Source organism: Streptomyces amakusaensis, from assembly GCF_039532665.1.
Classification (GTDB): domain Bacteria; phylum Actinomycetota; class Actinomycetes; order Streptomycetales; family Streptomycetaceae; genus Streptomyces; species Streptomyces amakusaensis.
Genome location: NZ_BAAASB010000004.1, coordinates 324,303 through 344,142, shown reverse-complemented (window position 1 = coordinate 344,142; position 19,840 = coordinate 324,303). Strand labels below are relative to the sequence as shown.

At 73.7% G+C, this 19,840-nt stretch carries 9 protein-coding genes and 1 pseudogene; 3 read left to right on the top strand and 7 right to left on the bottom strand.

Going from position 1 to position 19,840, the window contains the following annotated elements:
- Window positions 1–16: 16 nt before the first annotated feature.
- The 3 genes from ABD371_RS08990 to ABD371_RS08980 all read right to left on the bottom strand — a co-directional run bounded on the left by ABD371_RS08990 (window position 17) and on the right by ABD371_RS08980 (window position 12,297).
- Entirely contained in the window at window positions 17–5,737 is a 5,721-nt protein-coding gene (locus ABD371_RS08990) for a non-ribosomal peptide synthetase/MFS transporter (RefSeq protein ID WP_344474654.1), read from the bottom strand.
- On the bottom strand, window positions 5,737–8,790 hold the full coding sequence (locus tag ABD371_RS08985) for a non-ribosomal peptide synthetase (RefSeq protein ID WP_344474652.1): 3,054 nt from the start codon (window positions 8,788–8,790) through the stop codon (window positions 5,737–5,739). Before ABD371_RS08985 ends, ABD371_RS08990 begins: the two co-directional genes overlap by 1 nt.
- Before the next feature lie 270 nt (window positions 8,791–9,060).
- On the bottom strand, window positions 9,061–12,297 hold the full coding sequence (locus ABD371_RS08980) for an AMP-binding protein (protein WP_381734786.1): 3,237 nt from the start codon (window positions 12,295–12,297) through the stop codon (window positions 9,061–9,063).
- Window positions 12,298–12,710: 413 nt separating this feature from the next.
- Here ABD371_RS08980 and ABD371_RS08975 point away from each other — a divergent pair, with 413 nt between their 5' ends.
- Together ABD371_RS08975 and ABD371_RS08970 are read left to right on the top strand one after the other, a co-directional pair.
- The gene (locus tag ABD371_RS08975) at window positions 12,711–13,748 is read left to right on the top strand and encodes a polysaccharide deacetylase family protein (protein ID WP_344474648.1); all 1,038 of its coding nucleotides are present in this window, start codon (window positions 12,711–12,713) and stop codon (window positions 13,746–13,748) included.
- 108 nt (window positions 13,749–13,856) lie between these two features.
- Window positions 13,857–15,122 (top strand): serine hydrolase domain-containing protein, encoded by a 1,266-nt coding sequence (locus ABD371_RS08970; RefSeq protein ID WP_344474647.1) that lies wholly within the window; start codon window positions 13,857–13,859, stop codon window positions 15,120–15,122.
- A 255-nt stretch (window positions 15,123–15,377) separates the two neighbouring features.
- Here the strand turns inward: ABD371_RS08970 and ABD371_RS08965 are convergent, their stop codons facing one another.
- Window positions 15,378–16,241 carry an endonuclease/exonuclease/phosphatase family protein gene (locus tag ABD371_RS08965; protein ID WP_344474996.1) on the bottom strand — a complete coding sequence of 288 codons (864 nt, stop codon included), beginning with the start codon at window positions 16,239–16,241 and terminating at the stop codon, window positions 15,378–15,380.
- A 313-nt stretch (window positions 16,242–16,554) separates the two neighbouring features.
- Here ABD371_RS08965 and ABD371_RS08960 point away from each other — a divergent pair, with 313 nt between their 5' ends.
- Window positions 16,555–17,193, top strand: a complete 639-nt coding sequence (locus ABD371_RS08960; RefSeq protein ID WP_344474646.1) for a flavin reductase family protein — start codon at window positions 16,555–16,557, stop codon at window positions 17,191–17,193.
- A gap of 96 nt (window positions 17,194–17,289) precedes the next feature.
- Here ABD371_RS08960 and ABD371_RS08955 read toward each other — a convergent pair whose 3' ends face one another.
- From ABD371_RS08955 to ABD371_RS08945, 3 genes and pseudogenes are all read right to left on the bottom strand, one after another.
- Entirely contained in the window at window positions 17,290–17,838 is a 549-nt protein-coding gene (locus ABD371_RS08955; protein WP_344474644.1) for a DUF1062 domain-containing protein, read from the bottom strand.
- A 267-nt stretch (window positions 17,839–18,105) separates the two neighbouring features.
- Entirely contained in the window at window positions 18,106–19,248 is a 1,143-nt protein-coding gene (gene rutA, locus ABD371_RS08950) for a pyrimidine utilization protein A (RefSeq protein WP_344474642.1), read from the bottom strand.
- A gap of 170 nt (window positions 19,249–19,418) precedes the next feature.
- Window positions 19,419–19,742, bottom strand: a pseudogene (locus tag ABD371_RS08945) (DUF4097 family beta strand repeat-containing protein); the annotation flags it as partial.
- Between the last annotated feature and the right edge of the window lie 98 nt (window positions 19,743–19,840).

Sequence of the window (19,840 nt, the reverse complement as noted above, 5' to 3'; positions counted from 1 at the left end):
CCCGCGGCCGTGGTGGTCAGGCGGCCGGGCCGTCGCGGTCGGAGGTGAGGGCGGCCAGGCCGACCAGGTCGTCGGCCTGGGCGTCGGGGACGTCCTGGTCGAAGCGGGAGAGGGTGCGCAGGCGGAGGGATATCGCGCCGAGGAGCAGGATGGCGGTGCCGAGGAGGAGGTAGAGCAGACCGATGCCCCGGCCGGAGCCTGTTCCCAGGAGGAGGCCGAGGGTGTCGGCGAGGCCGCCGCCCTCGGCCATCAGGGGTTCCAGGAACCGGCTGCCGAGGGGGGCGATGAGCAGGTAGCCGACGGGGAGGGTGGACCAGGCGACCAGTTGGTTGAGGGCCATGACGCGGCCGTGGAAGCGTTGGGGGACCTTGACCTGGACGATCGTCAGATAGATGCCGTTGAGGAGGGAGAGCGAGGCGGACATGCCGAACACTCCGGCGCCGACGACGAGCAGATCCGGGCGCAACCCGGTCAGCAGGCAGAACAGGGCCAGTACGGGCACCACGAGCAGCATGCCGCGCATGCGCCGGCGTCGCGGCCCGCCCCAGACGCCCATCGCGAGGCCGCCGACCACCGCGCCGACGCCGCCGGCCAGGGAGACCGTGGCGACGGAGCCGAGGCTGGAGAAGCCGAGGACGAGGGGCGGCACGAGCTGGAAGAGCACCGGCAGGAACAGATTGAGCACGGCGAAGAAGATCAGCATGGCCCGGAACCCGGGCTGCCCGACGACCATGCGGAAGCCGGCCACGATCTCCTGCCGGAGGGTCTCCCGCCGCTGGGAGGGCAGGGTGCGGGGGAAACGCACGATCAGCAGGACCGTCGCGGCGACCGTGTAGCTGATCACATCGAGGAGCAGGACCCCGCCCAGGCCGATCGCGGCCAGCATGCCGACCGCCGCCAGGGGGGCGACCACCTGGGCGATACCGCCCGAGACCTGGACGGCGCCGTTGGCGTGGCCGAGGAAGCGCTTGGGCACCAGCTGGGGGATGGCGGACTGGAAGGCGAGCCGCTGCCCGGTGAGCGATACGGAGAGGATCGCCATCAGCACCCCCACATGCCAGGGCCGCAGATCCCCGAACGCGTACAACAGCGCGAGAACGGCCTCCGAGGTGCCGCAGACGGCGGTCGAGACCAGCATCACCCGCCGCCGGTCGATCCGGTCGACGAGCCCGCCGAGCACCGGTGCCGCCAGCAGCCCCGGCACGATGCCGAGTACGGCGAAGAGACCGAACCAGGCGACGGAGTCGGTCGTGAGATAGATCCACAGCGGCAGGGCGAACTCGGTCAGCGCCGAACCGGTCTGCGACACCATCTGCGAGGCGGCCACCGCGACGAACCGCCGGGTGTCGCGGCGGGTGCGCGGCGCGGCGGCGGCCGGCTCCTCCGTGCCGGGGGTCTCGCGGTGGACACCCTCCAGCCACCAGGTCGCGCGCTCCGGCCGCCGCTCCCGGGACAGTTCGGCGGCCTCGCCGCCGATGACCGCCGGGTGGACGGCGGTGACGATCTCCGCCAGCTCGGCGGCCCGGTGCTTCAGGAAGTAGTGGCCGCCCTCGTCGAGCACGGCCACGGCGGTGGTGGTGCCGAGGAAGCCCCACTCGCGGAACCGCTCGCGGTGGAAGTCGGTGCCCGGGTCGGCCGAACCGATCACCGAGATCACCGGAGTCGCCAGCCCGTCGGCGGGCTGAGCCAGCCGTTCGGTGAAGTACGCCTCGGCGGCCCGCGAGTCCTCGCGGACATTGCGGACGATGGTGGTCAGCTGCTCCGGCTCCAGCCCCTCCAGATCGGCCCCCATCGAGCGCAGCCAGTTCAGATGGAGCCGTCCGCTGCGCCGCCGGTCGAGCACGGAGAAACGGGAGAGCAGCCCGAGCAGTCCCTCGGTCGGCCGGGCGAACGGGAAGATCCCGCCCAGATAGACGGCGGTCGGCTCGCGCCCCGCAGCGGCCAGCCGCCGGGCCAGCTCGACGGCGAGCGCCGCGCCCACCCCGCAGTGCCCGTACACCGCGACGGGCCCCTCGACCCCGGCCAGCACCTCCTCGGCGCAGCGCCGGGCGACCTCCTCCAGCGGCAGCGACTCCTCGGACATCCCGAGGTCGTGCCCGGGAACGGCGACGGCGTGCAGCGCCACCCCGGCCGGCAGGGCGTCGGCGAGCGGCTGGTAGACCACCGCGCTGCCGCCGCCGTACGGCAGACAGACCAGGGAGAGCCGGGTCGTGGCGGCGGGCCGGCGAGGGGTCAGTTCGTGGAGCAGCTTCCGCGGGCCGCGCTCCTGCTCGGAGCGGCCCGCGAGGGCGGCGAGCGCGGCCGGGGTGCGTTCCTGGAAGACGTCCATCAGGGTGATCCGGGCCTCGGGGCCGAGCAGCCGGCGCAGCGCGGCCACCATCCGGATGGCGAGCAGGGAGTGGCCGCCGAGGTCGAAGAAGTCGTCGTGCGCGCCGACGCGTTCCAGACCGAGCAGCTCGGCCCAGAGCCCGGCGACGGTTTCCTCGGCGGCGTCGCGCGGCGCGACGTACTCGGCGCCCTCCGGGGGACCGGCGGCACCGGGCTCGGGCAGGGCGCGCCGGTCGACCTTGCCGTGCGCCTGGCGGGGCAGCCCGGGGAGGATCACGAAGCGGGACGGGACGAGATAGTCCGGCAGCTTCTCCGCCAGCAGCCGGCGCAGCTCGGCGGCGGCCGGGGGCGGCGCGGTGTCCTCGGCGGGGACCAGATAGCCGACCAGGGAGAGTTCCCCGGCCGGGCCGCGCGCGGCGGCGACGGCCTGGGCGACCCCGGGCAGCCTGGCGAGATGGGCCTCCACCTCGCCGAGTTCGACCCGATAGCCGCGGATCTTGACCTGGTCGTCGCCCCGGCCGAGGAACTCCACGGTGCCGTCGGCCCGGTGACGGGCGAAATCACCGGTGCGGTACATCCGGGCGGCGGCACCGGCGGCACCGGTCGCACCGGGTGTGCCGGCGGTGTCGGCGGTGTCCGCGAAGGGGTCGGCACGGAAGCGTTCCGCCGTCAGCTCCGGCAGGCCGAGATAGCCGCGGGCCAGCCGGTCGCCGCCGATCCACAGCTCACCGGGGACCCCGGCGGGCACCGGGGACCGATGGGCGTCGAGCAGATAGATCCGCGCCCCCGGCAGCGGACGCCCGATGGGCGTGGTGGGCCCGTCGGCGGGCACGTCCGGGTCGATCAGCAGCGTGGTGACGCCCACGGTGGCCTCGGTCGGGCCGTAGTGGTTGATCACCCGGCAGCCGGTGCGGGCCCCGGCCGCCGCGAGCCGGCGGCTCCACTCCCAGCCGGACGCCTCCCCGCCGAGGATCAGCAGCCGGCGCGGCAGCAGCGCCGCCGGATCCTCCACCTCGGCGCTGAGCGCGGCCAGATGGGAGGGGGTGAGCTTGACGCAGTCGACGGAGTGCTCGGACAGATACGCCGCCAGCTCGGTGCCGCCGGTGCGCGGAGCCAGCAGATGCAGTCGGCCGCCGGTGGTGAGCGAGAGATAGAGGGTGGTCAGACCGAAGTCGAAGGCCAGCGACTGGAGCAGCGCGTACCGGGCGGCGTCCGGCAGTCCCGCCTCGGCGAACCGCTGCCGCACCCCCGCGAGATAGGTGAGCACCTGGCGGTGTTGCACGGCCACCCCCTTGGGGGTGCCGGTGGAGCCCGACGTATAGATCACATACGCGAGATCGTCCGGGCCCGCGCCGCTCTCCGGAGGGGTGTCGGGCGCGGCGGCGAGCCGCTCGCCCGCCTCCTCCAGCAGCAGTACGGGGGCGTCCGAGCCGGTCAGCAGGGCCCGGTGGACACCGGTGGAGACCAGCACGACCGGCGCGGAATCGGTGAGCATGTGCCCGAGGCGCTCGCGCGGCTGCTCCGGGTCGAGCGGAACGTACGCGGCACCCGACTTGAGCACCGCGAGCAGTGCGACGGCCTGGTCCAGGCCCTGGTCCAGACAGACGCCGACCAGGGCGTCCGGACCGGCTCCGGCGGCGCGCAGCAGCTGCGCCAGCCGGTTGGCGCGCCGGTCGAGCCCCGCGTAGGACAGCGACTCGCCCCCGTGCACCAGGGCGATCGCGTCCGGGGTGCGGGCGGCCTGCGCGGCGACCGCCCCGGCGAGGGTGTCCGCCGACGGCAGCGCGGTGCCCGAGTCGTTCCACTCGTACAGCACGCGCCGGCGCTCGCCGGGGCCCAGCAGATCCAGGGTGTCGACCGGGGCGTACGGATCGGCGGCGGCCGAGCCGAGCAGCCGCTGCCAGTGTCCGGCGAGCCGGGCGACGGTGGCGGCGTCCCACAGATCGGTGCGGTAGGTGATGAAGGCGTCGAGACCGCCGTCGGTCTCGGTGCAGTACAGACCGAGATCGAGATGGACTCCGCTGCCCTCGAAGGGGAAAGTCCGCCATTCCGGTTCGCGCGGGCGGAACTCCTGGGCGCGGTGGTTCTGGAGCGCGAAGGAGACCTGGAAGAGCGGCGGCCGGGCGATGTCGCGCGGCAGGTCCAGCGCCTCGACCAGCCGCTCGAACGGGGTCTCCTGGTGTTCCTGGGCACCGAGCGCCGCGGTGCGGACCCGGGCCAGTACGGTCGCGAAGTCCGGGGCGTCCGCCACCCCGTCCGTGTCCGCGTCCTCCGCCGGCGCGCTCAGATCGGCCCGCAGTGGCAGCATCGTGCTGAACAGACCGATCAGATTCTCGGTCTCCTCCGCCCCGCGCCCCGCGAACGGGGTGCCGACCGCGAAGTCCCGCTGTCCGGACCAGCGGCCCAGCACCACCTGGAAGCCGGCCAGCAGAGTCATGTAGAGGGTGGCGTTCCGGGCGCGGGACAGCGCGCGGACGGCCCGGTACGTCTCCGGGTCGAGCCGGAAGCCGTACGTCCCGCCGCCCGGCCCCGGCAGCGCGGGCCGGGACCGGTCGGTCGGCAGGTCCAGCGGGGGCGTCCCGGTCATCGTGTCGCACCAGTACCGCAGGTCGGCGGCGGCGCGCGGACGCTCCTGGCGCTCGCGCTGCCAGTGCGCGAAGTCCCCGTAACCGATGGGCAGCGGGGGCGGGGCGGGCCGTGCCCCGGCTACCAGTTCCTGGTAGCCGGAGAGCAGTTCGTCCAGCAGCACCCCGGCGGACCAGCCGTCGCCGACCAGATGGTGCTGGCAGATCACCAGAACGTGGTCCTCCGCGTCCAGCCGCAGCAGCAGGGCGCGCAGCAGCGGCCCCTCCGCCACGTCGAACGGCCGGCCGACCTCGGCCTCGACCGCCGCACGGGCGGCGGCCTCCCGCTCCCCGGCGGGCAGACCGGTCAGCTCGCGCAGCTCCCAGGGCACGGTGAAACCGGCGGCCGGGGCGATGCGCACCAGGGGAGCGCCCTCCTCGTCGGCGGGGAAGGAGCTGCGCAGGGTGTCGTGGCGTACGGCGATCAGCCGCAGCGCCTCGGCCAGCGGCTCGGGACGCAGCGGGCCGAGCAGCCGGCCGGCGGTGGGCAGGACGTACGCGGCGGTGCCGGGGGTCAGCTGTTCGACGAACCAGAGCCGTTCCTGCGCGAGCGAGAGCGGTACGGGCGCACCGGCGGGCAGCGGGGCGATCTCGGCCGTCCGGCCGGTGGCGCGTCCGGCGTCCGCCGTGCGCTCGGCCAGCTTGCGGGCGAGCAGCGCGCGCTGCTCGCCGGTGAGCGCGGTACGGGTCCGGCGGGCGGTGGCGGTGGCGGTGGCGGTGCCGCTGACCGGGGCCGGTGCCGGGGCGGGCGCGGGTGCGGGTGCGGGGGGCGACGGGTGGTCCATCAGTTCTCCTCCGTCAGCAGTTCGAGGGTGACGGCGTCCGCCACGGCGGCGACGGTGGGATCCTCGTAGAACACCTGGAGGGGGACCTCCGCACCGAGGCGTCGCCGGATCCGCGCCGCGACCTGGGTGATCGTCAGCGAGTGCGCCCCGAGGTCGAACAGGTCGTCGTACAGGCCGACGGAGGGCAGGCCGAGCACCTCGCACCAGATGGCGGCCACCTCGGTGGTCACCTCGTCCCACGGCTCGTCCGCCGTCCCGTCCACCGGGGCCCCGGGTTCGCGGACCGGTTCCGGCAGGGCCCGCCGGTCGGTCTTGCCGTTCGGTGTCAGCGGCAGCGCCGGCAGCGCGTGGAAGACCCCCGGAATCATCACCTCCGGCAGTGTCGTGGCGAGATGGGACCGCAGCTCGGCGGCGGTGGGCGGCACGGGCACTCCGGCCCGCCAGACCGGGTAAGCGGCGAGCGTCTGCCCGCCCGGGTCCTCGGCCGAGCCGCGCACGGCCACGGCGGCGGCGGCCACGGCGGGGTGCTCCTGGAGCCGGGACTCGATCTCGCCCAGCTCGATCCGGTGCCCGCGCAGCTTGACCTGGTCGTCGAGCCGCCCCAGGCAGTCCAGCCCGCCGTCGGGGCGGAGCCGGGCGAGATCGCCGGTCCGGTAGTAGCGCGATCCGGTGCCCGGGTCGGTGACGAAACGCTCGGCGGTGAGTTCCGGGCGGCCCCGGTAGCCCCGGGCCAGCCCCGCGCCACCGATGGCCAGCTCACCCGTGACACCGTGCGGTACGGGGAGCCCGTCCGCGCCCAGGACCAGCACGGCGGTGCCCGCGATCGGCCGGCCGATGGTCACCTCGTCCGGTACGGGGGGCAGTTCGGCGGCGGTGGACCAGATGGTGGTCTCGGTCGGCCCGTAGACGTTCCACAGCCGTCCGACCCGCTCGCGCAGCCGCCGGGCGAGCGGCAGCGGCAGGGCCTCGCCACCGCTGAGCGCCGTCAGGGAGGGAGCGGTCAGCCCGGCGTCCAGCATGAGCCGCCAGCCGGACGGGGTGGCCTGGAGATGGGTGACGGCATACCGCTCGACCAGCGCGGTCAGCGCGCGCCCGTCCCGGGCCTCCGCCTCGTCGGCGATCACCACCCGGCCGCCGGCGATCAGCGGAAGCAGCAGTTCCAGGGCCGAGATGTCGAACGAGAGCGAGGTGACGGCCAGCCAGACGTCCTCGGGTCCCGCGTCCAGCCGGTCGCGGAAGGCGAGCAGCAGATGGGCCAGGGCGCTGTGCGGCACCTCGACACCCTTGGGACGGCCCGTGGAGCCGGAGGTGTAGATCAGATAGGCGAGATCGTCCGGTGCCACGGCGGGCGGCGGAGCCGGTGTCGCGGCCCCGGCGACCGGTACGGTGTCGAACAGGCCGTCCAGCGACAGCGTCCGCCCGTGCCCGGCGACCCGGTCGGCGGTCCGCCGCTGGGCCAGCGCGAGCGGTGCCCCGGCGTCGGCGAGCACGAACGCGATCCGCTCCGCCGGATACCCGGGGTCGACCGGCAGATGGACACCGCCGGCCAGGCTCACGGCGAGCACGGCGGCCAGCATCTCCGGCGAGCGCTCGGCGCAGACGGCCACCACCGTGCCGGGGGTGACCCCGGCCTCGACGAGCCGGCCCGCCAGGGAGCGGGCCGCGTCCCCCAGCTCGCCGTACGTCAGCGACCGCCCGCCCGCCGAGACGGCGATCCGGTCGGTGTGCGCCGCGAAGGCCCCGGCCAGCAGCGAGGGCAGGGTCGCGCCCGCGGCACCGGCCGCCGGGGCGGGCCCGTACAGCGGTGCCCGCTCCGCCTCGTCCAGCAGCGGAAGATCGCCGAGCGCGGTGCCCGGCGCGGCGGCCACCGAGGCGAGCAGACGGCGCAGATGGACGCCGATCCGCTCGGCCCGCTCGGACGTCAGCAGCGCCGTCCGGTGCATGAGCAGGACGCCGAGCCGGTCCGGGCCGTCCACCAGATGCACCCGCAGCGCGCCGCGCGCGGTGCCGGGGAAGAGCACCCAGTCGATGCGGGTCCGCAGCCCGGCGAACTCCACCGGCGCGATACGACGGCGGTACGTCAGGGAGACCGGGGCCAGCGCCACCCCCGGCCGCACCCGGGCGGCGCGGGCCAGCGGCACCCGGCGGTGCGGGTATCCGGCGCGCAGCTCCGCGCGGACCGCGCGGGCGAACTCGCCGAACGGCGTCCTCGCCCCGGGGGAGGTGACCACGGGCAGCTCGTTGACGTGGAGGCCGATCCCGGCGGTGTCGCCCGGGGCGCGGGTGCCGAGGTCGACGGCGACGGCCGGGCGCTCGTTGCCGTACCGCAGCAGCAGGGTGTGCAGGGCCGCCAGCACCAGTTCGAAGAAGGTCACGCCGATCTTCTCGGCGGTGACGGCCAGTTCGGCGCGGAGCGCCGGATCCAGGTCGAAGCCGACGGCCGCGCCGGGACCGACGCCGTCCGCGGAACCGGACAGTCCGGGCAGCAGCACCCCGGCCGGGGGCAGCGGCCGGTCCGCCCAGTGGGCGCTCGCCGCGGCCAGCGCCCCGGGGCCGGTGTCGGCGGTGTCGTATGCCGCCGGCGGGGCGAGGGGCTCGGGGGCCGGGCCCCCGCCGGTGCGGTGGGCGTAGCACTCCGCGAGATCGCGCAGGAGGACATCGGTGGAGGTGCCGTCGAAGACGATGTGGTGCACCACCACCAGCAGGGTGGCGTGTGTCTCGTCGGTGCGCAGCAGGGTGAACCGGGCCGGCGGCCCGGCGGCGAGGTCGAACGGCTCCGCGCACAGCCCGGCCGGGTCGGCCGCCGGTCCGCGTACCGTCAGCTCCGGCATCGGGCCGGGGGAGAGCACGGGCACACCGTGCTCCTCCCGGACGGTCAGGGACAGCGCGGGATGCCGGGCCGCCAGATCGGCGCAGGCGGCGGCCAGCGCCGCCTCGTCCAGAGCCCCCTCGAAGTGCACGGCGAACGGCATGTGGTGGACGGAGCCGAGCGGGGCGAGCCGCTCGTTGACCCAGATGCCCTGCTGGGCAGGGCCGGCGGGAATGCTGATCACAGGGGTTCCTCAGTCTGTCCGGCGTCGTTACGGGTTGGGCGGGAGGTGAGGGCGGTACGGGCAGAGCGTCCGGGCATGCGGCATGGCGGCCCGGCGGGGCCGTGCGGGGGATCGGCGGGATCGGCGGGACCGGCAAGGATGGGCCGGGGAGGACGCGGTACGGGCCGGGTCGGGCCGGGGAACGCGGGGCGCGGCTGGGTCCGGCCGGGCCGGGGTCGGCCGGCGCGGTGGACGGGGAAAGGGGAAAGGGGAAGCGCGGGGGAGCGGGGCTCAGTGCGCGGCGTCGGTCAGCGCGGCACTGAACTCCTCGGCCAGGGAGGCGATGTACTCCTCGTCGAAGGCGAGCGCGTTGAACTGGATCCAGCAGTTCAGCCCGGCGTCCGGCTGCTCCACGACGGTCAGTTCGGGCACCCCCAAATCACCGCCGGGCAGCGGCCAGGGCACGGTGGTGCCGCGCGGCAGGACCCAGGGCTCGCAGAGAAGTCCGGGCAGATGGGCCTCGGCCGCCCAGTTCTCGTAGCGCAGCCAGGCGGGGAAGGCCACCACCGACGGCTTGAACTCGGCGTACGGATAGAGCTGGTGGTCGAGGGCTCCGGTGGCGGCCAACCGCACCCGCTCGGCCAGCTCGGCGAAGCCCGGTCCGCCGGAGCAGTCGATCCGCAGCAGCAGCGACTGCACCAGACAGCCGACCGCCCGCTGCGCCTCCGGTGTGGTCCTGCCGGGCACCGGTGTCATCAGCACCAGGTCCGTCCGGCCGCTGCGGGCCGCCAGCACCCCGCTCCACAGGGTGGCGACGGCCATGAAGGGGGTGACGCCGAGCAGCCCGGCCCGCTCCCGCAGCCTCCCGGCGGGGCCCGCCGGGACGGTGAAGGGGTGCGCGACGGTGTGCACTTGGTCCACGGCGCGCCGGCCGGGGAACGGGTCCAGGGCGGACGGAGCGCCGTCGAGCGCGGCGGCGAAGTGCCGGCGTCCGGCCGCCCAGCGGGCGTTGGAGCGCCGGACCAGCTCCTGGTACGGCACGGCGGGCTCGGGGAGCGCGGGGGTGCGCCCGCGCCGCAGGGCGTCGTGGCCCAGTCCGAGTTCGTGCAGCAGAACACCGATCGACCAGCCGTCGGCGACCATGTGGTGGACCGCCAGCAGGACCACATGGTCCTCGGGGCCCCGGCTGACCACCAGCAGACGGGCCGTCGGGTCCTCGCCCAGATCGGTGAGCCGGTCGCGCTCGGCGATCAGCAGGGCGTTCACCTCCGCGTCGCTCGCACCGGGGGCGTCCAGCAGGGTGACACGTGTCCGGGGTCGCTCGTCCAGCACCGTGCGCACCAGACCGGGGACATCGCCGGGAACCGGGGTGAACCTGGTCCGCAGCGCCGGGTGCCGCCGGACGGTCTCGGTCAGCGCCCGGCCGAGTGCCTCCCCGTCCAGCCGGTCGGTCACCCGGAAGAGCGCGGTGACCGCGCCCACGTCCCGTCCGGACTCCTCGGCCATCCAGTCCAGGAAGTTCTCCTGCTGGCTGGTCAGCGGGACCTCGTGCGGCTGGGCGCGCAGCGCGCGCAGGAAGGGCGGGATCACCACGTCACGGTCGTCCTCACCGTCCTCGCCGCTGCCGCGCGCGGTGGTCCGCTCCGCCGCCCGCTCCTCCAGCCAGACCGCCTGCGCCCGCAGCGACGGCCGGCCGAAGACCAGCGCCGAGCCGGCCTCGACGCCGAACCGCTCCGCCACGGAGGCCGCGAGCTGGACGGCGCGGAAGGAGTCCCCGCCGAGCGCGAAGAACTCGTCGGCCACGTCCCGTACCGGAGCGCCCAGCACCTCCTGCCACAGCTCCGCGAGCCGCAGCTCGGTCGCGGTGCCCGGCGCCCCGCCGCCGCCCGCCGTCCCGGCGGGGGCCTCCGGCGGAGTCCCGGGGCTCTCGAAGAGCGGGCGCAGCCGGTGTTTGAGTACTTTGCCGGTGGCGTTGCGCGGCAGATCGGCGGCGGTCAGGACACGCACCGGCAGCTCGGCGCGGCTCAGCCGGGTGCTGAGGAACAGCCGCAGCGCGTCGCGGTCCAGACCGCCCGCCGAGGGCACCACCACGGCGACCGGCACCGAGCCCATCACCGGGTGCGGGACGCCGAGCGCCGCCGCGTCCGCGACCCCCGGGTACTCGTGCAGCGCGTCCTCGATCCGCAGGGTGGAGACCTTCAGCGCGCCGGACTTGATGACATCGCTCTCCCGGTCCACCAGATGCAGATGGCCGTCGGCGTCCAGCCGTCCCAGGTCGCCCATCCGTACCCAGCCGTCGCGGAAGACACCGGCGCCGGTCGCCGCGTCCCCGACGTAGCCGCGTGGCGGGCCCGGCTGGCGCAGCCAGACGTCGCCGACCTCCCCGGCCGGGAGTTCCGCCCCGTCCGCGCCGAGGATCCGCAGATCCCGGGGATCGGCCGGGCGGCCCACCGAGCCGGGGCGCGCCAGGTCGACCACCATGGAGATCTGGGCGGGGACGGCCTCCGCCGAGGTGTACACATTGACCACGGTCGCCTTCGGCAGCGCCTCGGTCAGCGCGTGCGCGACGGGTGCGGGCAGCGCGGCGGCGGAGGAGCTGAGCAGCAGCACACTGGACAGGTCGCGGCGCGCGGGCACCCCGGAGTTGAGCAGCTCGATGGCCATCGAGGGCACCAGGAAGACGGTGCCGATCCTCAGCTCCTCGACCGCTTCGCCGAATTCCTCGGCCTCGAAGCGCGGCAGCACCACGGTGCTGGGCGCACCGGTCAGGGCCCCGATCAGCATCATCTGGCCCGCGTTGGTGCCGATGGGGAAGGCGTGCAGGGCGTGGCGGGAGTGGGCGTACGGGCGCGGGCGCGGATTGAGGCTCTGACCTGCCGTCAGATTGGCGTGGGAGGCGACAACGCCCTTGGGGGTCCCGGTGGTTCCCGAGGTGCCGATCACCTGGGCGACGTCACCGGGCGCGGGGCGGCAGGGCGGTTCGCCGCCGTCGCTGTCACCGTCGCCGTACGGGCCGGCCTCGACGTCGGCGAGGAGATGGTCCGCGAGACCGGGCAGCCCCGGCAGCACCTGGTGCTCCGGCGGCCCCTGGCGTCCCGGAGGTCCGCCACCGCGAAGCACCGCGACCGCCCCGCAGAGCCCGGCGAGGCGCGCGGCCTCCGGCTCGGCCAGGTCGGCGCGCAGCGGCAGCGCCGCCGCCCCCGCGTGGTGGACGGCGAGGAACGCCACCGCGTACTCGTCCCACGCCCGGTCGGTGAAGCGCAGCGCCACCAGATCGCCGGGCCGCACCCCCGCCCTCGCGAGTCCCCGGGCGGCCCGGACCGCCCGCTCGCGCCAGTCGCCGTAGCTGAGCGCGCCGCCGCCGCGCACCTGGATGGCGATGTCGTCGGGTCGGCTCGCGGCCCTGGAGTCCAGCAGATCGGGGACGGTCAACGGAGCGGGCGAAGCGTTGATGGTGCCCTCCAAGAGCGGTTGTGGACCGGTGAGTTGACTCGTGAAATCAGGGGCACAAGAGACGGTCGTGGGCATAGCGCGCGACCCTCGCCCATGGATATGGTCTGGACCATTCGGCGGAGCACGCGAAGAATAGCGCGCCTCTGTCGTACTTGTGTCGCATTGTTGGAGAGTTCATGGAGATTGGTGGACATCGGTCGGGCCGCACCGGCGCCGGACCGCCGTCCACCCCGGTCGGGCGGCACGGCGACACCCCTCCACAAGGGGGGTGAAACGGTGCAACGAGGGCTCTGTGGAGCGTAGTTGCCGGATTCATGAGAGCCGGAAAGGCCTCTCATGACGACGGCCGCGACGCCCGGCGACACCCGCCGGCCCGCCCGGCGGCCCGCCCCGTCTCCGTGGCCACGCGCGGCGCGCCCGGTTCGAACCCCGTCCCATCAGGCCCTCGGGCGCACCGTGCCGCCCGGACGAGCGAGTAGGAAGTACCCATGCTGTACGCGGGAATCGCCTGGACCGCCGACGGTTACGACGTCGAGGTCATCGACGCCGGAGGGAACCCGGCCGCCGCTCCGGCGCGCTGGGGGGCGGAGCGGCTGCCCGAGCTGACCCAGTGGCTCACCACACTCGGACGGGAGTCCGGACTGCCGTGCTCCGTCGTGCTGGAGAGCACCAACGGGCTGGTGGACGGCCTGCTGACGGCGGCCGGACTCGATGTCCACCGCGCCGACCCGTGGGTCCTCCCCGAGCGGCCCGACTTCGGATCCGTCCCCGCCCGGCTGCTGGCCGACCTGGCCCGGACCGATCTCACGTCCCTGTCCCCCCTGACGGCGGAGGGCGGCGGGCAGACCGGCCGGGACGACGACTACCACGGCGGAATCCGGCGCAGCGAGGAGATGGAGTCGGCGCTCACCCGGGCGGGCCGCTGCTTCCGGCACGGCCCCCGGGACCGCCAGGAGGTCGCCCTCACCTTCGACGACGGCCCCGATCCCGTCTACACCCGGCAGGTCCTCGGCATCCTCGAACGCTACGAGGTGCGGGCCACCTTCTTCTGCGTCGGCCTGCATGTGAACGCGCTCCCCGACGAGGTGCGGCGGATCAGGGAGGCGGGCCACAGCCTGGGCAACCACACCTGGTCGCACCCCTTCCTGCCGGATCTGTCGGCCCGCCAGTTCAGACTCCAGATCGAGCGGACCAGCGACGCCTTCGAACGTTCGGTCGGCGAGACGCCGACGCTGTTCCGGCCGCCGTACGGATCGCGCACCCCCGAGGCGCTGGGCGAGCTGCTTCCGGACGGGCCCGCCCTGGCGCTCTGGGACGTCGACTCCTGGGACTGGGCCAGGCCGGGACCCGAGAAGATCGCGAAAACCGTCCTCGACCACGCACGGCCCGGGTCCATGATCCTGATGCACGACGGCGGAGGGGACCGCCGGGAGAGCGTGCTGGCCCTGCCCGCGGTGATCGAAGGGCTGCTGGAGCGCGGCCTCTCCTTCGTGCCGGCCGACTCCCTGCGAACCGTGGCCATGTGACCCGCGGCGGCCGACGGCCGGCCCTCCCGGAACAGGGGGTCTGAGTACACCGTGGGCCGGGTGCCTGTGCCATGGCAGGCCGGCCGCCCGCTTGGCACTGTGGGAGCCATGAACACACTGAAGACCCGTTCACGGACGGCCGTCGCGAGCGCGGTGACCGCCCTGCTCCTCGCGGGTGCCACGGCGGTACCCGCCACCGCGTCCACCGTGTCCACCGCGTCCACCGTGTCCACCGCGCCCGCCGCCGCAGTGGCGGCCGAGGGCCACGGAACCGCACCCCTCACCAGGGCCCGGCTGGCGGCCGAGCTGGAGCGGACCCTCAAGGACGCCGGCTACGTCGGCATCGCGGTCGAGGTCCGCCACGGGCACCGCCGCCTGGCCGCCTCCGCCGGGGAGGCGGTCCTGGGCACCGGCCGGCCCACCCCGCGCGACGCCGTGTTCCGCGCGGCCAGCGTCACCAAGACCTTCGTCGCCACCGTCGTCCTGCAACTGGCCGCCGAGGGAAGGCTGTCCCTGGACGACACGGTCGAGAGATGGCTGCCCGGAGTGGTCGACGGCAACGGCAACGACGGCCGCCGGATCACCCTGCGCCATCTGCTCCAGCACACCAGCGGCATCTACAACTGGGACCACAGCGAGGTGACCGGCGACACCGCCGAGGACTTCGAACGCACCAGATTCGACCGGTTCACCCCGGAGGAGTCCGTCGCCCACGCGATGCGGCACCGGCCCGACTTTCCCCCCGCGGCACCCGGCGACCCCGCCCCCCGGTGGAACTACTCCAATCCGGGCTATCTGATCGCCGGCATGATCGTCGAGAAGGCCACCGGACGCCCCTGGGCCGAGGAGGTCGAGCGCCGCCTCATCCGCCCGCTGGGCCTGCGCGACACCTACGCCCCCGGCGACGACCCCCGGCTGCGCGCACCCCACGCCCGCACCTACCACAAGTTCCGCGGCTCCGACCGCTGGACCGACACCACGGTCCGCGACACGACCTCCGCCGGCGCGGCGGGCGCCCTCGTATCGACCCGGCAGGATCTCGACCGCTTCTACACCGCACTGCTCGGCGGCCGGCTCCTGCCCGCCGCGCAGCTCGCCGAGATGCGCCGCACGGTCCCCGTCGGCGGGGTGTACGAGGAGGCGATGCCCGGCCTCCGCTACGGACTCGGGCTGATGAGCCAGCCCCTGAGCTGCGGTGGACACCGCTGGGGCCACGGCGGCGACCTCGACGGTGCCACGGTCAGGACCGGGTTCACCGGCGACGGCAGCCGCTCGGTCGTCGTCACCGCCAGCGGCAAGACCGCCGACTTCGCCCAGCTGATGCGCGCGGAGCAGGCCGTCCAGCGGCTCGTGGAGCGCGCCTTGTGCGGCTGACGGGGGAGCGGGGGCGCCGGGCGGGGGTGTGGGCCGAGGCCCGGAGCGTCCCGACCCGCTCCGGCGGAGACCGCTCGGCCGCGCCGCGGCTCTCCCCGGCGACCGCGATTCCCGGTCCCGGTCCGCAGGCACCACAGTGGCCCGTTCGGAGCACGGTCTTCAGCCGCCCCCGGCCTCTCCTCCACCGACTTGAGTCGCTCGCGAGGAGCGCCCGTTCAGTCTTCCGTCGCGCCTCCGGGCGGCGGCCGGGGAGTGTCAGAGTCCGATACGGGCGGCGACGGGCAGATGGTCGCTCCCTGTCCCCGGCAGCGACCGGATGTCTGTCGCGGTCGCGCCCCGGGTCAGTATCTGGTCGATCCGGGCCAGTGGGAGCGCGGCGGGCCAGCTGAACGCGAGGCCCGTGCGGGGCGGGTCCAGATGGGAGAGCACCGGTGCGAGGCCGCGGTCGTCCACCGTGCTGTTGAGGTCCCCGAGCAGGATCACCCGGTCGAGAGGCTCCGCGGCCAGCGCCCTGCCGAGGAGCACGGCGCTCTCGTCCCGCCACTGGGAACGGAACCCTTCGCTCGGGCTGAGCCGTACAGAGGGCAGATGGACCGCGTAGACGGCGATGTCGCCCTTCGGCGTCGCGGCGGTGGCTCTGATTCCCCGGTCCCAGCCTTCGGGTACCCCCTCGGGCTTGATGTCCACGCGCTCCACGGCGCTGAGGGGGTACGTGGACCACAGCCCGACCGTGCCCCTGACCGCGTGGTGGGGATAGCGCGGTGCGAGCACCGCCGTGTACTCCGCCAGGGCGGAGGGCGTCAGCTCTTCCAGCGCGATGAGATCGGCGTCGGCCTCCAGCAGTTTCCGCGCCGTCCCCGAAGGGTCGGGGTTCTCGTCGCTCACATTGTGCTGGACCGCGGTGAGATCGTGGCCCGGTCCGGACGGTGGCACGAGCAGGCTTCCGAAGAGGCCGAGCCAGGCCGCCGCGGGCAGGAGCAGCACCGGCAGGACGACGGTCGCGCGGCGCAGCAGCGCCAGACCCGCCAGTACCGGGACGGCCAGGCCCAGCCAGGGCAGAAAGGTCTCCAGCAGGCTGCCGATACGCCCGGCCCCGTTCGGCACGGCGGCCGGGAACATCAGCAATCCGGCCACCAGCAGGGCGAGCGGGGCGAGGACACGCCCCCGCCCCGCCCGGCCGAACGGCGCTCGCCGCCCGCCCGGGTCCGCGCTCTCCGTATCGGGATCCACGTCCGTCCCACCATGTGTTCTCACGCTGTCAGCGACGCCGGATCCGCTTCGTGGAGTTCCCGACGCGGCGGAGTGATCCGCTCACCGAAACGTGATGTCGTATTTCCGCCAGCGTGGGCGGTCCCGCTCACGAGAGAGTCGGCGGAGGCTCGCGTTCCTGATCGCGGGCCGTCGGTCCGGTACTCCGCGAAAGGCACAGCGCATGCACGTCGTCCCCGGTCTCAAGGTCCTCTACTTCGGAACGCCGGTGGTGCTGATCAGTTCACTCAACGAGGACGGCACGGCGAATCTGATGCCCATGTCCTCGGTGTGGTGGCTGGGCCAGTCGTGCATGCTCGGGCTCGGCGACAACGCCCAGACCACCGCGAACCTGCTCAGGGACGGCGAGTGCGTGCTCAATCTGCCCTCCTCCGCGATGGTCGACGCCGTCGACCGGATCGCGCTCACCACCGGGAAGCCCGCCGTGCCGGACTACAAGGTGAAACAGGGCTACCGCTACGAGCCGGACAAGTTCTCCGTCGGACAGCTGACCGAACAGGCATCGGACCTGGTCCGGGCCCCCAGGGTCGCGGAATGCCCGGTCCAGCTGGAGTGCCGGGTCGTCTCCACCCGCCCCTTCGGCGGCCCCGCGTCGCACGCCACCGCCTTCGAGGTCGAAGTCCTTCGCGCCCATGTCGAGGAGGAGCTGGTCATCCCGGGGACGCACTATGTGGACCCGCTCCGCTGGGACCCGCTGATCATGAAGTTCTGCGAGTTCTTCGGCGGCGGGGACAACGTCCACCCGTCGAGACTCGCCGAGGGCTGGAACATGCCCCACCAGCTCCGGACGGCGGCGGTCTGAGCAGGCGTCCGCCGGTCGCCGTCGCCGTCGCCGGTCGCCGTACGAGGGGCCTGCCCGGCGTGTCCCGCCGGACAGGCCCCTTTGTACCGGGGAGGCTCAGCGCTTGAGCGTGAAGGTGAAGTCGCCGGAGAGCCTGCCGCTCAGCCGGACCGCCGAAACGAGGCTCCCCCGCGTGATCAGCCTCTCCACCTCGGCCCGGGGGAGACGGCAGCCTTCAGCTATCAGCCGCACCGGCCGGACCGGGATCCGCGCCGCGAAGCGGACCGAGACGTCGATCACCTCGCGGTCCGGATGGTCCGGTCCGCCGGTGTCGAGACGCCAGGCGCCGTCCCAGTCGAGGGCGATGCGATTACGGTGCCGCACAGCCGGATCCTGGAGCAGCTCGGCCGTCAGACCGGCATCGTTGGCATGCAGCCGGTCCAGCAGTTCAGGCCGTATGGAGCGCACATTGATCCGCTCCAGGACCGTGAGCTTCGCGGTTTCCCCGCAAGCGACGCAGAGCACGAGGAGCCAGGCGTCGAGGAGCCTGTGGTTGGCGTTGACGCGAAATTTGCCGCTTGCCCGGAAGCGCTCGGACGCGCACGTGTGGCAGCGGCGGAGGACGAGTGGCAGGCGAGTGGGCACGACGGCCCAGTTCTTGAGCACAGGAGTACACCGGTTTCAGTGTGAGAAGACCGCAGCGGAAAGAAGCGCGGCGCACATGCGCGACGCGCGACGAATCAGCACTCGGGAGGTCTCACACGGTGTACAACGGCACGTCCTTGCCCAGACGACTTGGCTCGGCAGCACGGTAATGGCGCACAGCGGTGCCGGGCCACTGGTTTTCGCGTGTCTCACCGCCGGGTTCCACCAGGCGGATCATGGCCTCGGAGCACAAGGGCCCGAGCGAACGGGCCCCCGCCGTTCACGCGTTCACGGTTTCCCCGGCGCGGAGGAACGGGACACGGAGGCACGCGACACGGAGGAACGGGACACGGAGGAACCGGACACGGGGGCACGGGACTTCATGAGTGGCTGAATGCGGGTGCCGAAGTTCTCCATGCCTTCGAGGAACTCGTCGAAGACCAGAATGACCCCTTTGACGCCGTGGACCTCGCTGATCCGGTCGAGCATCCGCGCGACGTTCTCGTACGACCCGACGAGCGTCCCCATGTTGAGGTTCACGGCACCCTCGGGCAGTGCCACGGTTCTCGCGGTCGAGGAGTCGTCGGCGTCCTTGTCCGTCGCTGTCTGCGCTGTCAGATATCCCAGCGCCCCGAGGTCGGCGTTCTCGTGGTAGTCCTCCCACTTCGCCCGTGCCGCGCTGTCGGTCTCGTCCGCGATGACCATGAACAGGGCGAGTGCGCCGACATCGCGGCCGGTGGCGCGCGTGTGTTCGGCGAGTGCGGCGGTGGCGTCGGAGAGGGCGAGCGGAGTGTTGACCCCACTGCCCAGAATGAAGTTCCCGTCGGCGTGCTCGGCGGCGAACCTCATCCCCGTACCGCTCTGCCCGGCGGCGAGGATGTCGATGTGCCCGCTCGCCGGGCGCGGCGAGAGCACACAGCCGTCCATTCGGTAGAACTCGCCCGCGAAGTCGCTTGTGCCCGCGCCCCACAACTGCCGCAGCACGGTGACGTACTCGGCGGCCCGCGCGTAGCGGTTGGCGAAGTGCTCGTCCCCGGGCCACAGGTCCATCTGGGCGTACTCGGCGGGGGCCCAGCCGGTGACGATGTTGACGCCGGCCCGGCCCGGGGCGATCGAGTCGATGGTCACGGCCATCCGGGCGGCGATCGCCGGGGGCAGCGCGAGGACGGGGGCGGAGGCGTAGAGCCTGATCCGCTCCGTCACGGCGGCCAGTGCCGCCGTCAGGGTGAACGATTCGAGGCAGTGGTCCCAGAACTCCGTCTCGCCCCCGAAACCCTTGAGCTTGATCATCGAAAGCGCGAAGTCCAAGCCGTGCTCCTCGGCCCGCTGAACGATGGCCTTGTTCAACGCGAAGGTCGGCATGTACTGCGGAGAACTCTTCGAGATGAGCCAGCCGTTGTTGCCGATGGGGAGGAACACTCCGATGTCCATGCAACTCCTCAGTCACCAGGGGTGTCTCCCCCCATCATGGCGACAACGCGGGCCCGCGCAAAGCCTTTCAGGGCCGACGGCGATGGGGGAGGGGCGGTGGGCGGAGGGGCGGGCGCCCATCAGCTCGCGGACCGGGAAGTCCCAGCAGCGCTTGCGGACGTGGGCCAGGCAGTCGATGAAGGTGTGCGGGCGGCGCCGATCGAGATTCCGCCGGACTCGGTGCGCAGCACGACCGTGCCGTGCGTGGCCTCGGTGATCCGGATCTCGCCCTTCTGGGTGCTGATCTCCGCGGGGCCGCCGAGGCGGCCGACCGGGACATCGCCGGCGAGGAGCGTGAGGCGGGCCCCCGAGACCTCGTCGAGCTTGACCGAGCCCTGCGCGCCGTCGAGGACGACCTCGCCGAGCCGTCCGACGCCCCGGAGTTCGGCGGCATCGGCCTTCGCCTCGACACGGGAGCCGGTGGGCAGCTGGACGGTCACCTCGACCGATCCGGAGCCCATGGGCGCGACGCCGGGGCCGTGCGCGAGTACGAGGAGGTGCTCGCCGCCATCTTCACGCAGTCGGGCCTGCCCCGATGACGTCCCGGGTGATG